This window comes from Embleya sp. NPDC059237 (assembly GCF_042754105.1).
In the GTDB taxonomy this organism is placed as follows: Bacteria; Actinomycetota; Actinomycetes; order Streptomycetales; family Streptomycetaceae; genus Embleya.
Genome location: NZ_JBHZAE010000008.1, coordinates 19,746 through 34,101, shown reverse-complemented (window position 1 = coordinate 34,101; position 14,356 = coordinate 19,746). Strand labels below are relative to the sequence as shown.

General features: G+C 71.6%; 12 protein-coding genes and 1 tRNA gene. 7 read left to right on the top strand and 6 right to left on the bottom strand.

What is annotated here, in order from left to right; genetic code table 11:
• Positions 1–147 precede the first annotated feature (147 nt).
• The 3 genes from ACFXKZ_RS24925 (at position 148) to ACFXKZ_RS24915 (ending at position 3,642) form a co-directional block, all read left to right on the top strand.
• Positions 148–1,134, top strand: a complete 987-nt coding sequence (locus ACFXKZ_RS24925; RefSeq protein ID WP_380003200.1) for a GlxA family transcriptional regulator — start codon at positions 148–150, stop codon at positions 1,132–1,134.
• 130 nt (positions 1,135–1,264) lie between these two features.
• A complete protein-coding gene (locus ACFXKZ_RS24920) occupies positions 1,265–2,716 on the top strand; it encodes an amino acid permease (protein WP_380003199.1) in 1,452 nt (483 codons plus the stop codon).
• On the top strand, positions 2,713–3,642 hold the full coding sequence (locus tag ACFXKZ_RS24915; RefSeq protein WP_380003197.1) for a universal stress protein: 930 nt from the start codon (positions 2,713–2,715) through the stop codon (positions 3,640–3,642). Before ACFXKZ_RS24920 ends, ACFXKZ_RS24915 begins: the two co-directional genes overlap by 4 nt.
• A gap of 45 nt (positions 3,643–3,687) precedes the next feature.
• Here ACFXKZ_RS24915 and ACFXKZ_RS24910 read toward each other — a convergent pair whose 3' ends face one another.
• Positions 3,688–4,866 carry an MBL fold metallo-hydrolase gene (locus ACFXKZ_RS24910; protein ID WP_380003196.1) on the bottom strand — a complete coding sequence of 393 codons (1,179 nt, stop codon included), beginning with the start codon at positions 4,864–4,866 and terminating at the stop codon, positions 3,688–3,690.
• A gap of 428 nt (positions 4,867–5,294) precedes the next feature.
• On the opposite strand from ACFXKZ_RS24910, the gene ACFXKZ_RS24905 reads away from it, so the two are divergent.
• Positions 5,295–6,725 (top strand): PQQ-binding-like beta-propeller repeat protein, encoded by a 1,431-nt coding sequence (locus ACFXKZ_RS24905; protein ID WP_380003195.1) that lies wholly within the window; start codon positions 5,295–5,297, stop codon positions 6,723–6,725.
• Positions 6,726–6,831: 106 nt separating this feature from the next.
• Here ACFXKZ_RS24905 and ACFXKZ_RS24900 read toward each other — a convergent pair whose 3' ends face one another.
• The 3 genes from ACFXKZ_RS24900 to ACFXKZ_RS24890 all read right to left on the bottom strand — a co-directional run bounded on the left by ACFXKZ_RS24900 (position 6,832) and on the right by ACFXKZ_RS24890 (position 11,802).
• Positions 6,832–8,796, bottom strand: a complete 1,965-nt coding sequence (locus ACFXKZ_RS24900; RefSeq protein ID WP_380003194.1) for a phosphatidylglycerol lysyltransferase domain-containing protein — start codon at positions 8,794–8,796, stop codon at positions 6,832–6,834.
• A gap of 284 nt (positions 8,797–9,080) precedes the next feature.
• Positions 9,081–9,512 carry an ATP-binding protein gene (locus ACFXKZ_RS24895; RefSeq protein WP_380003193.1) on the bottom strand — a complete coding sequence of 144 codons (432 nt, stop codon included), beginning with the start codon at positions 9,510–9,512 and terminating at the stop codon, positions 9,081–9,083.
• Positions 9,513–9,639: 127 nt separating this feature from the next.
• Positions 9,640–11,802 carry a bifunctional glycosyltransferase 87/phosphatase PAP2 family protein gene (locus tag ACFXKZ_RS24890; protein ID WP_380003192.1) on the bottom strand — a complete coding sequence of 721 codons (2,163 nt, stop codon included), beginning with the start codon at positions 11,800–11,802 and terminating at the stop codon, positions 9,640–9,642.
• Positions 11,803–12,029: 227 nt separating this feature from the next.
• Between ACFXKZ_RS24890 and ACFXKZ_RS24885 the strand changes: the two genes are divergently transcribed.
• The 3 genes from ACFXKZ_RS24885 (at position 12,030) to ACFXKZ_RS24875 (ending at position 13,841) form a co-directional block, all read left to right on the top strand.
• A complete protein-coding gene (locus ACFXKZ_RS24885; RefSeq protein ID WP_380003191.1) occupies positions 12,030–12,605 on the top strand; it encodes a GNAT family N-acetyltransferase in 576 nt (191 codons plus the stop codon).
• Between the two features lie 208 nt (positions 12,606–12,813).
• Positions 12,814–13,101 (top strand): hypothetical protein, encoded by a 288-nt coding sequence (locus ACFXKZ_RS24880; protein WP_380003190.1) that lies wholly within the window; start codon positions 12,814–12,816, stop codon positions 13,099–13,101.
• A 191-nt stretch (positions 13,102–13,292) separates the two neighbouring features.
• A complete protein-coding gene (locus tag ACFXKZ_RS24875; RefSeq protein WP_380003189.1) occupies positions 13,293–13,841 on the top strand; it encodes a transglycosylase family protein in 549 nt (182 codons plus the stop codon).
• 4 nt (positions 13,842–13,845) lie between these two features.
• On the opposite strand, the gene ACFXKZ_RS24870 is transcribed toward ACFXKZ_RS24875, so the two are convergent.
• Together ACFXKZ_RS24870 and ACFXKZ_RS24865 are read right to left on the bottom strand one after the other, a co-directional pair.
• Positions 13,846–13,917 (bottom strand) — tRNA-Val (locus tag ACFXKZ_RS24870).
• Between the two features lie 43 nt (positions 13,918–13,960).
• The gene (locus ACFXKZ_RS24865; RefSeq protein ID WP_380003188.1) at positions 13,961–14,308 is read right to left on the bottom strand and encodes a hypothetical protein; all 348 of its coding nucleotides are present in this window, start codon (positions 14,306–14,308) and stop codon (positions 13,961–13,963) included.
• Positions 14,309–14,356 lie beyond the last annotated feature (48 nt).

Genomic DNA, 14,356 nt, shown 5'->3' with positions numbered 1-14,356 from the left:
GCACACACGCCGTCGCGGATCGAGGTGCGGCCGTTCCCCGCATCTCCGCGCCGGCCGCGGTCGCGACCGTGAGCCTCCCCCGGTTCGCGGGTCGCACCGGGCCGGCGCGCACACCCACCGCACCTTCGTGAGGGATAGGTTGCCGCCATGCGTCGCGTGGGGATCGTGCTGTTCGACCCGGTTCGAGTGTTCGAGTACGCGGTGGCCTTCGAGGTCTGGGGCGTCGACCGCACCGCCCGGGGCGTGCCGCCGTTCGAGGTGCGCGTGTGCGGCCCGGGGCGGGCGGCGGTCGAACTGGGCGCGGGAGTGGTCTGCGTCCCCGATCACGACCTCGACGGCCTGGCCGACTGCGACCTCGTCGTCGTCCCGGGCAACGAACACCGGACCGCGCCACGCCGCGAGGAATTCCCCGAGGAGGTCCTGGCCGCCCTGCGCGCCGCGCACGCCCGCGGCGCCACCATCGCCTCCCTGTGCTCGGGCGCCTTCGTCCTGGCCGCCGCCGGCCTCCTCGACGGGCGGCGGGCGACGGCGCACTGGATGGACACCGAGGACCTGGCCCGACGCCACCCGGACGTCGCGGTGGACGCCAACGTGCTGTTCGTCGGCGACGGTTCGATCTGGACCTCGGCCGGTTCCGCGGCCGGCATCGACCTGTGCCTGCACCTGGTCCGCCTCGACCACGGCGCGGCCGCCGCCGCCGAGATCGCCCGCACGATGGTGACCGCGCCGTTTCGCTCCGGCGGCCAGGCCCAGTTCATCGACAACCCGGTGCCGGCCGCCCCCGCCGACCCGGGCGACGCGCTCGACCGGCTGCGCGGGCGGGTGCTCGACGACCTGGGCCACCCCTGGACGGTGACCGAACTCGCCGCGCTGGCCGGGATGTCCGAACGCAGCTTCGCCCGCCACTTCGTCCGCGGCACCGGCACCTCGCCCCTGCAATGGTTGTGCACCCAGCGCGTCCTGGCCGCCCAGCGCCTCCTGGAGATCGGCGACCTCTCGATCGCCGCCATCGCCCGCCACTGCGGCTTCGGCTCCCCCCTGACCCTGCGCCAACACTTCACCCGCCGACTCGGCGTGGCCCCCAGGGACTACCGCGCCGGCTTCCGCGGCGTCGGTCCCGCCCGGCCCGGCTAGATCGAATTGCGGCGACCGGTGCGTCGATCGGCGCCGGCGGACCCGGGCCGAATGGCTGAAAGGCCGTTCGAGCGCCCCGTGTCGGGGCACCCCTCCCTTCTCGGACCGTGTGTTTCCAGGGAGGCCGGATTTGCCCGCCAGTCATGTCGCACCCCGGCCGCGCTCCGGCGTACTGCGGACGAAGCCCGTGGACGCCATCCTCGCGGAGAGCGGCCACGGCGAGGGGGAGGCCGGTCTGCGGCGCTCCATGGGGCTGCTCGAACTGACCTTCTTCAGCGTCGGCGCGACGCTGGGCACCGGGATCTTCGTGATCCTGGCCGAGGCGGTGCCCAAGGCCGGCCCGGCGGTGGTGATCTCGTTCGTGCTGGCCGCGGTCACCGCGCTGTTCTCGGCGCTGTCCTACGCCGAACTGGCCGGGACCATCCCGGTGTCCGGCTCGTCCTACTCCTACGCGTACGCCACGCTCGGCGAGGGCATCGCGTGGGTGTGCGGGTGGTGCCTGCTCCTGGAGTACGGCGTGTCCATCTCCGCCGTCGCCGTCGGCTGGGGGCAGTACGTCAACGAACTGCTCGACTCCGCCTTCGGAGTGCGCCTGCCCGACGTGATCAGCCAACCCCCGGGCGACGGCGGCACGTTCAACGTGCCCGCGGTCGTCGTCGTGCTGCTCGCGGTCCTTTTGCTGGTGCGCGGGGTGTCGGAGAGCGCCGTGGCCAACACGATCATGGTCTTCATCAAGCTGATCACCCTCGCGTTCTTCTGCGCCATCGCGTTCACCGCGTTCGAGCACGGCAACCTGACCCCGTTCGCGCCGCTGGGGGCTGCCGGGATCAGTGCCGGCGCGTCCCAGGTGTTCTTCTCCTACATCGGCTTCGACGCCGCCTCCACCGCCGGCGAGGAGGCCAAGAACCCGCGCCGCGACCTGCCGCTCGCGATCCTGATCTCGCTCGGCATCGTCACCATCGTCTACGTGGCGGTCGCCCTCGCCGCGCTCGGCGCCATGCCGTGGGACCAGTTCGAGGGCAGCGAGGCGACGCTGGCGCAGATCGTCACCGACGTCACCGGCGGCTCGTGGGCGTCGACCATCCTGTCCGCCGGGGCGATCATCTCGATCGCCAGCGTCGTGCTCACCGTGCTGTACGGGCAGACCCGGATCCTGTTCGCGATGGCGCGCGACGGCCTGATCCCGCCGATCTTCGCCAAGGTCGACAGCCGCACGCAGAGCCCGGTGGCCAACACGCTGATCACCGGTGCGTGGGTGGCCCTGCTGGCCGCCCTGGTCCCGCTCGGCCGACTCACCGAGGCCACCAGCATCGGCACCCTGTTCGCCTTCACCCTGGTCAACATCGGGGTGATCGTGCTCCGCCGCACCCGCCCCGACCTGCCGCGCGGCTTCACCTCGCCGTTCTTCCCGATCACCCCGCTGCTCGGCGTGGGCTTTTGCATCTACCTGATGGCCCGGCTCTCCGGGACCACCTGGCAGGTCTTCCTGGTCTGGATGGCGGTCGGCGTGGCGATCTACTTCCTGTACGGCTACCGCCACTCGCGCTGGCGCGCCGAAGCCGGCGCAGAGGCGGACCGGTGAGCGCGGACATGCGGATCGTGGTGGGCTGCCGGCCCGAACCGCGCGGGCGGGACGCACTCGCGCTGGGCGCGCTGCTCGCCCGCCAGGCGGGTGCCCGCGTCGTGCTCGCACACATCCGCCCACCCGCCCAGCCCGGCGCCGGGGTCGGCGCGGTGGACGCGGAGTGGCGCGCGTTCCTGCGCGAGGAGACCGATCGGCTGCTCGACGACGCGGAGCGGCAACTGCGGGAGCGGGACCCGGACCTGCCGGTCGAGCGCGCGATCGGCGACAACCGGGGCAGCGGCCGGGGACTGGCCCGGATCGCCGAGGAGCACGACGCCGCGCTCGTGGTGATCGGTCCCGCGCCGGGCGGCCGGACCGGGCGGGTCGCGCTCGGCAGCACCGCGGACCAACTCCTGCACGGCTCGCCGGTGCCGGTGGTGCTGGCGCCGCGCGGCTTCGCCGAACATCCGCCGCCGCGCATCGCCCGCTGCACGATCGCCTACCAGCGCGGCGTGCAGTCGGACCAAGTGGCGGCCTGCGGCGTCGCGTTCGCCCGGCTCCTGGACGCCGACGCGCGGCTGCTCACGCTGGTGTTGCGACCGGTCCGGCTCTACTCGGGCAAGCAGCACCAGACGGCCGAGCAGCAGGTGTTGCGCGCCGTGCGCGAGCAGGCCCGGCAGGACTTGGCGGCGGCGATCGCCGACCTCGACGGGGCGGTCGACGGCGAAACGGTCGAGGGCGACGACGTACGTGCCGCGCTCGACGCCGTCACCTGGGCCGACGACCTGCTGATCTGCGCGTCCGGCACGGTCGGCCCGGTCAAGCGGGTGTTCGTCGGCGACGTCTCGCACAAGATCGTCCGCAACGCCCGCACCCCGGTCATGGTCCTCCCGCGCGGCGTCCGCGCCGACGCCTGGAAGACACCCGCCCCGTCCACGCCCTGACCCACCGCACCCGCCGTCCCGGCCGGCGTAGCCACCCTCCGCGCCTCAGCCCGCCGGCACCGCGGACCCGCTCGACACCGCCGGAATCACCACCGGCTCCACCGTCGCCTGCTCGGCCGGCGCCGCCGGTGCCCAGCGCTCCGGCGCCGCCGCCACCTCGCGCCACCATGGCTCCACCTCGGCCCCGTCCACCAGGGCCGGTTCGAACAGCGCGCCGGGCCGCGGGACCACAAGCCCGGTGCCCAGCGCCCGAGCCGCCGCCACCGACCGCTCGGCCGGCTCCTCCCACGCGTGCGGCGCCAGATCGAACGTGCCCCAGTGGATGGGCAACATCAGCCCGCCGCCCAGATCCGCGTGCGCTTGCACCGCGCCCTCCGGGTGCAGATGCACGTCGGGCCACGCCTCTGCGTACGCCCCGGCCTGAATCATGGTCAGGTCGAACGGCCCATGTTCGCGGCCGATGTCGGCGAAGCCCGGGAAGTAGCCGCTGTCTCCGCTGTGGAAGACCCGGTGTCGGGGCCCGGCGACCACCCACGACGCCCACAACACGGTGCCCAGCACCCGCGCGCCGCGATTGCAGTAGTGCCGCGCGGGCGTCGCGGTGAAGGCGAGCCCGGCGACCTCGGCCGACTCGTGCCAGTCCAACTCGGTGATCCGGTCCTCGGCGACGCCCCACCGCTCCAGATGCGCGCCGATCCCCAACGGCACCACGAACAACACCCGCTCACGCCTGGCCAGCGCCACGATGGTGGCCAGATCCAGATGGTCGTAGTGGTCGTGCGAGACCACCACGACGTCGGGGTCGGGCAGATCGGCGAAGCGCACCGGCACCGCGTGCAGCCGGGCCGGGCCGAACGCCGCCGACGGCGAACATCGGGTGCTCCACACCGGGTCGAACAGGACCCGCACCCCGTCGATCTCCACGAACACCGTCGCGTGCCCCAGCCAGGACGCCCGCAGCCCGGTCGCCGGTGCCGGTGCGAAGTCCGCCGCCGACGCGGTGACCAGGGGAATCGCCCCGGCCGGTCGACGCAGTCCGGACGCGGCCCGTTGCGCGCGCATCATCTTGCCGAGCGCGCCCGGACTGCCACGGCGCGTCGGCACGGGATTTCGGAACGCGCCGTCGCGGAAGTGCGGCGATCTGCGGACACGCTCCAAGCGCTTGCCGGCGGGTCTGGCGCCGAACGCCGCGGGAGCCAATGACGTGAACACGTGCCCGGCCACATGGACTCCTCGGGCAAGCGGGGTCTTCGGCCGACCGTACTGGGGTCGAACCGGCGACCGGTGATCGGGACGAGTGGAGATTAACCCCGCGCCCGACGCTGAAACGTCGTCCACGGGGAGGGGTCGCGGCCCCGATGATCCTCCCGGCGGAGTAGGGGTCGGGAGTACGTCGGAGCACTTTGCCCGACAACGAACCCGTCGGTCCCGAGATGCGCCGGCCGGGTGAACGGGCCCACCCGGCCGGGGGAAGGGGCACCGCGTCCGGGCAACCGTCCGCCCGCCCCCACGCTGTCGGCCGACGTGAGTAGTGTTCGAGTCGTCGCCACCGGGGATGACGGGGCATCAGCCCCCTTGCAACAGCACGGTTTTCCCGCCCCGTCGTGGAGGTTCGGCATCCCCCAACCCACTCAGCGGAGCCAGGAGTCGTCATGCCCGAGACCCGTACCTACCTTGAGCTGTCCGAGGAAGGCGACGGCGCGCACAAGTACTACGAAGTGGTCGTCGACGGCTGCGACGTCACGGTCACGTACGGGCGGATCGGGGCCAAGGGCCAGACCGGGACGACCACCCACGCGACGCCGCAAAAGGCCGAGGCGGACGGCAAGAAGAAGGTCGCCGCGAAGCTGCGCAAGGGCTACGAGCCGGCCGTCCAGGGAGTGCGCAAGCCCAGGGCGATCACCCGCCGCGAGATCGTCTCCCGGCCCAGCACGGCCCGCAACTCGGCGCCGGTGTTGTGGCGCTACCGCACCGGCTCCTCCGCGTTCGGCATCTTCGTCGACTCCGAGCGGGTCCTGGTCGGCAACCAGCGCGGCGACGTCTGGTTCCTCGACCACGCCGGCGAGGTCACCGGCCGCTACCAACTGCCCGACGGCGTCAAGTGCATCGTCGCCGACGACTCGTGGATCTACGCCGGGTGCGACAACGGCAACGTGTACGACGTCGGCGGCAAGGCCCCGCGCGTGGCGTACGAGATCACCGACAACATCGACATCTACTGGCTGGACATCCACGACGGCGTGCTCGGCGTGTCCGACTCCAACGGCGGCTGCACCACGATCGACCACGAGGACGAGTCGCTCTGGGCCGCGGCCACCAACGGCACCGGCGCGTGGATGGTGCGCTGCGACGAGAACGCGATCTACCACGGACACAGCGCCGGGGTGCAGGCGTTCGCCGCCGGCGACGGCAAGGAGTTGTGGACCACCAAGACCAAGGGCGGCGTGCTCTTCGGCTGGCAGGAGCGCGACGACGTGTACGCGGGCACCACCGGCAACAAGGTGCACCGGATCGCCAAGTCCGACGGCAGCATCCGCACCACCTACGACTGCGACGCGTCGGTGTTCTCCTGCGCCACCGCCGAGAACGGCAAGTACGTCTTCGCCGGGGACAGCTCCTCGACGGTGTACTGCTTCACCGAGGACGGCAAGCGGCTGTGGAAGCTGGGCACCACGTGCGGCTCGGCCTTCTCCATGCAGTACCACGACGAGAAGCTGTACATCGTCACCACCGACGGCTCGCTGGCCTGCATCGACGTGAGCGAGGCGGCGATCGCGGCGGCCCAGGACGGCACCGTGCCGCAGGTGCGCGACGTCAAGGTGGCCGCGATGGAGGCCGTGGTGCCGACCACCGAGGTGGCCACCACCACCGAGGCCGGCACCGGCGTGGTGGTCGAGTGCGTCGACCAGGGCAACGGCCGGCTGCGGGTGCACGTGGTCACCGCGGGCTACGAGAGCGGCTGGAACGTGCAGTTCCCGAAGAACGTGCGGGTCGCGGGCGCGCGCTTCGTGGTGGACGCGGTCAGTCCGGCCGAGCGCGGCGGGTTCTACCGGGTACGCGGCGAGATCCGCCGCCTGGTCTGAGCCGACCCGGAGGACCCCGAAGACCCGAACCACACCGAAGTCCCGAACGACCGAAGGGCGGCACCCCCGCGAGGGTGCCGCCCTTCGGCGTGGCCGAGCCCGGTGGTCAGGGCTGCTTGTGCTCGGCCGGCTCGCGCTGCTCCGCGGTCCAGCCGTCCAGCGGCGGCGTCGCCTCGGCGGCCTTGCGCTTGGTCATCGAGGCCACCCGCTGCTCGTGCCGGGCGCCGAACAGCTGCGGCAGCGTCGGCGTGGTCAAGAAGCCCTCGGCCCGGGCGCTCGCGATGCCGATCCGCGGCAGCTCGCTCGCCTTGCGGAAGCAGATGTAGCGCGGCTCCCAGATCGGGCGGTACTTCTCGTTGGCCCGGTACAGCGACTCGATCTGCCACCAGCGGGAGAAGAACACCAGGACCGCGCGCCACAGCCGCAATACCGGCCCGGCGCCGAGCTTGTTGCCGCGCTCGAACACCGAGCGGAACATCGCGAAGTTCAGCGAGATGCGCTCGATGTCGATCGGCGAGGACGCCTCGGCGGGGGCCTCGGCCTCCGGCTCGGCCGGCTTGCCCTTGCCCTTGCCGCCCTTGGCGGGCTTCGTGTTCGCCGCGGCATACGCCTTGGCGCCTTCTATGACGTCGAGCACCATGAACTCGATCAGCCCGTTGTCCGACTCGCGGTCGCGACGCATCAGGTCGAGCGAGACGCCCTTGGCACCCCACGGCACGAAGCTGAGCACCGCGCGCAGCCGTCCCTCGTCGTCCATGCACTCGACCATCAGGCAGCGCCCGTCGTCGGGGTCGCCGAGCCGGCCGAGCGCCATCGAGAAGCCGCGTTCGGTCTGCCCGTCGCGCCAGTGGTCGGCGAGGTCGAGCAGTTCGCGCATCTCCCCCTCTGGGATGTCCTCGTGGCGGCGCACCCGGGTGGTGTACCCGGCGCGCTTGACCCGGTTGTACGCCTGCCGGACACCGCGCATCGCGCGGCCCTCCAGGCTGAACTCGGACACCTCGACGATCGCCTCGTCGCCCAGCTCCAACGCGTCCAGACCGTGCCGGGCGAAGATCGTGCCGGCCTCCTCGCTGGCCCCCATCACGGCCGGCACCCAGGCGCGGTCCTCGGCCTCGGCGAGCCAGCGGTCGATCGCGCCGGGCCACGCCTCGGGGTCGCCGATCGGGTCGCCGGAAGCGAGCGAGACGCCGCCCACGACCCGGTAGGCCACCGCCGCCTTGCCGCTCGGCGACCACATCACCGCCTTGTCCCGACGCAGCGCGAAGTAGCCGAGCGAGTCCCGCTCGCCCTGCTTGTCGAGCAGCTCGCGCAGCAGCACCTCGTCGTCGGGGGTGAGCAGTTCACGACCCTTGGGCGCGCGGAAGAGTACGTAGAGCACCAGCAGGAACAACACCACGCCGGCCACGTTGATCACGATGTCGACCCAGCGCGGCACCGAGACGCTGCCCAGGTCGCTGTCCGGGGCGAGGGTGAAGATGCGCAACACCGCGTACAGGATCCGGTCGCCCATGCTGGAGTCGGCGATCCGGTCGGTGGCGTTGACCAGCGTCGAGCCCAGGACCACACCGACCACCGCGCCGCCGGCCAGCACCAGGCCGGCCTTGAGCACGTTGCCCCGGTCGCCCTTGGCGCCGAACTCGGCGAAGCTCAGCAGCAGCGCGACGCAGATCACGAACGTGAGGATCGTGGAGAACCAGTTGAACGGGTGTTGCCGCAGGTCGTCGAACCACAGCGCCCAGATGTAGACCGCGGTGGACGGGACGAGCAGGATCGCCGTGAACGCCCAGGCGGCCCGCTTGCGGCGGGCGAGCATGATGGCGAGGAACGCGGCCAGCGCGGCCGACGTGAATCCGGACGTGACCAGGAACGGCGTGTAGTACTCGCCCGTGTCGTGGTGACGCACCCGGTCGCGCAGCGGCACCGAGACGGCCGACACGAAGTCGAGTGCCGCCACGATCCGCAGGTACCAGATCAGCACCCCCGCCGAGATCCCGCGCACGCGCTCGGCGGCCGGGGTGCCGGTGCCGTTCTTGTTGTGGCCGTTCGCGGCGGCCCGCGTCGTGGCAGACACCGTGCTCCTCGATTGTGGGGTGGTGGAAGAGTCTCATGGCCTATGTCCAGAATTGCGACTCTTCGTAACGCTCGCAGAACAGCGTAGACACCCACGAAGTAATTTGGATGCGCACGATGGCCCTTTGGTACGTCATCCCACGGAGGGATACCCGATCGTTTGCTAATCCCAATGGTGGACAAGCGCGGTTCGGACATACGGCGGGGCCGGTGCGGCATCAATGGACACGCCGCACCGGCCCCACCGGTTTCACCGGGCTCTCAACCGAATGAGAACCGGTTCGATCAACCCCCGATCGGGAGTCCGCCGAGGGAGGGCACGGCGGGCAGGGACGGCGCCGCGGGGGCGCCGCCACCGGTGAGCTGACCGGCCGCGGGGGCGGCCTGGCCGATCGTCTGGCCGGCGGCGGGAGCGACCGCCGCGGCGCCGTCGCCGACCGTCTTGTTCGCGTTCGTGGCGGTGGTAGCGGCCGTCTGACCTGCGGTCTTCGAGGCTGCGGGGACGGTCTTGGACGCCGTTCCACCGGCCGCGTTGCCCGCGCCCTCGGAGGCCGCGGGGACCTTGTCGGCGAGGCCGCCGACGTCCGGCTGGGTCAGCGCGCCGAGGCCACCCGTGGGCAGTTCCGCCGCGTGCGCGGCGGACGCGCCCAGGATCGGCGCGGCGCCGGCGGCGATCAGCAGGGCGGCCTGGGCTACGCGGCGCGAGATGTGCGTCATGGTGCTCCTCGTGGTGTCACGGTGAGGTCGGGCCCCTCCGGCACCGACCACACTGACTACCGCTCGAAGCACGATCGGGATGCGGGCGCTGTTGGCAAAGTGTTGGCAATGAGCAGGCGTGTCGTCACTATTTGCGGCTGACCGGCTGTTTGTCGGGATCATCCCGCGAATCTGGATCATCCTGCTTTGACTCCGGCAAACGAGTGATCACATCCGACTCACCCGCCCCAGCCGTCACCGGTGTGCTAATCGCGTCGGCGACCCCGACCCCGACCCCGGGTCCGGCCCCCGCCGCGACGGCGACCGGCTCGGCGTCGGGTGCGGCGACCGGGTCGACCGAGAAGGCCGAGCGGCCGGTCAGCAGGTACTGGACCACGAAGCCCAGGGTGACCACCGCGGCGCCACCGACCGCGTCCATGATCCAGTGGTTGGCGGTGCCCATCACCACGATCGTGGTGGACAGCGGGTAGAGCAGACCCAGCCAGCGCCAGCCCTTCGGCGCGATGGCCAGGATCATCAACCCGCACCACAACGACCAGCCCACGTGCAGCGAGGGCATCGCCGCGTACTGGTTGGAGATCTTGGTGAGCGCGCCGAAGTCCGGGTTGTTCAGGTCCTGCACGCCGTGCACGGTGTCGATGTAGTCGTAGCCCGGCATCAGCCGCGGCGGTGCGAGCGGGTAGAGCCAGAACCCGACCAGGCCGGTGAGGGTGGCCACGCTCAGCACGGTGCGCGCCGAGCGATAGGCGGCGGGCTTGCGTACGTACAGGATGGCCAGGATGGTCAGCGGCACGATGAAGTGGAACGTCTCGTAGAAGAAGTTCATGCTGCTCTGCAGCCAGCCGACCTTGGCCACGAAGTGGTTCAGGCCGCGCTCGACGTCGACGTGCAGGAACTTCTCCAGGTCGATGATCTGCTGCCCGTGCTCCTCGGCCACTTGGCGCTGGTCGGGCACCGACGCCCGGATGAACGAGTAGACCTGGTAGCCGACCCGGATCATCAGCAGTTCGAGCAACAGGTTCGGCCGGGACAGCGGACGCCAGCCGAACGGCAGCGCCGGGATCCAGGCGAACCGGCCCTTGTCCGCGACCCCCTGCGGCACCGCCCGCGGACTCCACTTGGCCGACGCCTTGGTGATGAACGGCACCGCGCACGCCGAGGCGATCGCGAGCAGCAGCGGCCCGTTGTCGGCGATCGTGCGGACGGCGGCCAGCTTGCCCCAGACCAGCGTCTTGCTGTCGAAGGTCATGATCATGAAGACCGCGACCGGCCACACCATGCGGTCCGTCTGCCTGGCGCCGAGCCGGGCGACCGCGACGAGCAGGATCCACAACTGCTGGTGCTGCCAGGACACGGGGGAGACCGCGACCATCACACAGCCGGCCAGCGCGGCGCCGAGCAGCGCCTGTCCGTCCTTGGCGTAGGCCACCGCGCGCGGCACGCCGAACCACAACACGGCGGCGGACAGCAGCACCACGAGCACGATCTCCAGCGGCCCGGACAGGCCGACCCGCAGCAGCAGACCGTGCAGCGACTGGTTGGACAGCGCGTCGGCGTCGCCGCCCAGGCCCGCGCCGGCGACGTGGTGCACCCAGTACGTGAAGGAGTCGTGCGGCATCGTGACCCAGGCCAGCGCGGTGCAGCCGAGGAAGGTGGCCGTCGCGTTCGCGGCCGCGCGCTGCTTGCCGGTCAGCCACAGGTGGACGGCGAACAGCAACATCGCCGGATGCAGCGCCGCGGCGACGCCCATCGCTATCGAGGCGACCCGGCCCGGAGCGGCCCTGAGCATCGCGGGCAGCGCGAGCAGGACCGGGAGCAGGCTGAGCTGGCCGAGCGACAGGTTGCCGCGCACCGGAAGGGACACCACGAGCAGGGTGATGATCAGCGGCGTCGCGAGCAGCCGGGCGCGGCGGGTGCGCAGGCCCGGCACCGCCCCTGCGACCAGCACCGCGATCGCGGCCACGATGAGCAGGGTGGCCACCGTCCAGGCGACGCCCAGCGTGTGCTCCGCCGCCCGGGTGAGCGGGCGCAGCACCCAGCCGGCGAAGGGTGTGCCATTGAAGGTGGTGCCCCGCGCGTCGGCGTCGTAGAGCGAGCCCGGCAGGTGCAGTACGCCGTCGGGACCGAGCCACGCGTCCAGGTCCGGCAGCCTGCGGTCCTCGGGTCGGTCGAGTACTTCGTTGGCCTGTCGGACGGCGACGCATGCGGCGAGCAGCCACAGACCCACCAGGGCCAGGGAGAGCCTGGTCCTCCGTATGTCCAGCAGCCGGCGAACGCCTGCCCTCACCATGTACGGCTTCTCCCGTTTTCCTGGAGTTTCTGGGTTTCCCGGGTTTGGTCCTGATTCGTCGCCCGGTGACCCCCGATTCATGGCGGGGCCATCCGGTTGCCGGCTTCCGGACACCTTGTCACCGCCCGACCGCGACCGAAAGCGGAGGGCCCCTCTCGGGACCCACGCCGTACGCTCGGGGACGGCATGGAACACATTGCCGAATCGACGAGGGGCGAGAGACAACCATGGTGCCGCAGGACGCGTGGACCCGAACGCAGGAGTCCCCCGACGAGGTCGTCGCCGTCGGCTTCCGGCAGGCCGGACCGGCGGATATCCCTGCCCTGCTCGAACTGGTCGAATCCGCCTACCGCGGCGAGGCGAGCCGCGCGGGCTGGACCACCGAGGCCGAACTCCTGGAGGGGCAGCGCACCGACGCGGACGGCGTCGCGGCGGTGGTCGAGGGCTCGGACAGTGTGATGTGGATCGCCGAGCGGGACGGCGTATTGCTCGGCTGCTGCCAGTTGGAGCGGCATCCGGATTCGGTCGTGTACTTCGGCATGTTCGCCGTGCGACCCGGTCGCCAGGGCGGCGGCCTGGGCCGAGCGCTGCTCGCCGAGGCGGAGCGGGTCGCGGTACGGCGGTGGGACGCCAAGCGCATGCGGATGACGGTCATCCGCCAGCGCGAGGAGCTGATCGCCTGGTACGAGCGGCGCGGTTTCGTCCGCACCGGGGCGCGCACCCCGTTTCCCTACGGCAACGAGCGGTTCGGCAGGCCACTGCGCGACGACCTGGAGTTCGAGGAGCTGACCAAGGACCTGTGAGCCGCGCGCGGGACGCGGCCGGGCGGTCGGCGCGGCGCGTTCGTCCGGCGGCCCGCGCATCGGCGGTGGTCGGGGTGGGGATTCCCTCGAATCGGTGCTCACTTTGCCCGGACTTCGGTGGACCGGCTCCGGCACGTCCGGATCGTGACAGCATGGATGTTCGGGGACAGTTCGCCCCCGGCACCGGTCGCCTTGGGGGTCGAAGCCCGTGTCGCACCACGAACCGCCGCCGTATCCGCAGCAGCCGCACCGACCGCCGCCGACGCAGGGCGGCGGTCGCCGCGGCAACCCGCTGATCATGCTGGTGATCGCGCTCGTGCTGGTGGCGGGCGTGGTGACCGCGGTCATCCTGATCAGCCGCGGGGACAGCGACGACGACGGTCCGAAGAAGACCCCCTCGACCCAGGGACCCAAGCAGCCGGGTCTGCCCTCGGGGGTGTTGCCGAGCGGGTTGTTGCCCTCGGACATCGACAGCCTGTTGCCGGACCTGCCGTAGGCCCGGTCGGGCGGATCGACGGGCCGTCTCGGCGCGGATCGGCGCGGATCGGCGGGCCGTTTCCGCGCGGCCTCGGTCGGGACGGCCCGACCGCCCGGTGTGGTGCGGGCGTTGCGACAGCCGGGTGATTCCGCGGCCCGCCCCCGGTCGGGTCCCCGGATCGGCGCGCGGGCTGCCTACAGTCGGCTGACATGGCCAAGCTGATCATCCGATCGTCCGTGGTTGTCCTGCTCGCCGGCGTCCTGGGCGCCGGACTCGTCGTGGGGCCGGCCGCGCCCGCCGAGGCGGTCTCGGACGACGTCTGGGACCGACTCGCCGAGTGCGAGAGCAGCGGCCGCTGGAGTCTCGACTCCGGCAACGGCTACTACGGCGGACTCCAGATCCTGCCGAGCACGTGGGACGAGGCGGGCGGACAGGAGTACGCCGACCGGCCGGACCGGGCCACCCGCGAGGAACAGATCGCCGTCGCCGAGCAGATCCTGAGCATGCAGGGCTGGGAGGCCTGGCCGCAGTGCGCCCGACAGATCGGCATGCTCGGCTCGCGGTACACGGTCAAGGCGGGCGACACGCTCTCCTCGATCGCGCGCGACCTCGGCGTGATCGGCGGTTGGCAGGCGCTCTACGCGGCGAACCTGGACGTGATCGGCCCGGATCCGGAGCGCCTGGTGCCGGGCACGGTCCTGAACGTGCCGAAGGCCGCTCGCAGGAGCGGCCCTCGATTGATCAGGATCACGAAGTGATCGGTGCTCACGACTGGGATCGAACCAGTGACTTCCTCGGTGTGAACGAGGCGCTCTCCCGCTGAGCTACGCGAGCGTGCGTAGTTGCGTGCCCATCTTAACCAGTAGTGGCGCCGGGGTTAACCGGCCCCGGGTGAGTGGGTCGCCCCCTCCCCGTGACGGGGCGGCCCACTCGTACTCACCGCCGAGTGGTGCAGACTCCAGGGTGCGGCCTTCGGCGGGGTCGATTCAACCGGATTTCCCCGCCCGGTCCGGCCGCGCAGCGCCACCAGCAGACCGGACAGGCCGAACACCAGGGTGACCAGTGGCGCCGGTTGCCGCAGCAGCCCGATCAGGTTCGGATTCGCCGGGAGCCCGGACCGATGGACCGCCGCCAGGCACAACACGGCGCCGGCCACCGCACAGAGCGCACAGGTGACGAGCGGGGTCGAAATCGGGTGCCTGCGGTCGGTCTGTCGAGCTGTCACGGTGAACTCCCGGACGGGCTTGGCGCGTTTCCTCCAGCCTGGCCGGAC

Excerpts from the sequence above, each read along its gene's own strand:
- ACFXKZ_RS24905 (WP_380003195.1), top strand. The coding sequence starts at position 5,295 with ATGCCCGAGACCCGTACCTACCTTGAGCTGTCCGAGGAAGGCGACGGC.
- ACFXKZ_RS24925 (WP_380003200.1), top strand. The coding sequence starts at position 148 with ATGCGTCGCGTGGGGATCGTGCTGTTCGACCCGGTTCGAGTGTTCGAG.
- ACFXKZ_RS24885 (WP_380003191.1), top strand. The coding sequence starts at position 12,030 with ATGGTGCCGCAGGACGCGTGGACCCGAACGCAGGAGTCCCCCGACGAG.
- ACFXKZ_RS24890 (WP_380003192.1), bottom strand. The coding sequence starts at position 11,802 with ATGGTGAGGGCAGGCGTTCGCCGGCTGCTGGACATACGGAGGACCAGG.
- ACFXKZ_RS24875 (WP_380003189.1), top strand. The coding sequence starts at position 13,293 with ATGGCCAAGCTGATCATCCGATCGTCCGTGGTTGTCCTGCTCGCCGGC.
- ACFXKZ_RS24895 (WP_380003193.1), bottom strand. The coding sequence starts at position 9,512 with ATGACGCACATCTCGCGCCGCGTAGCCCAGGCCGCCCTGCTGATCGCC.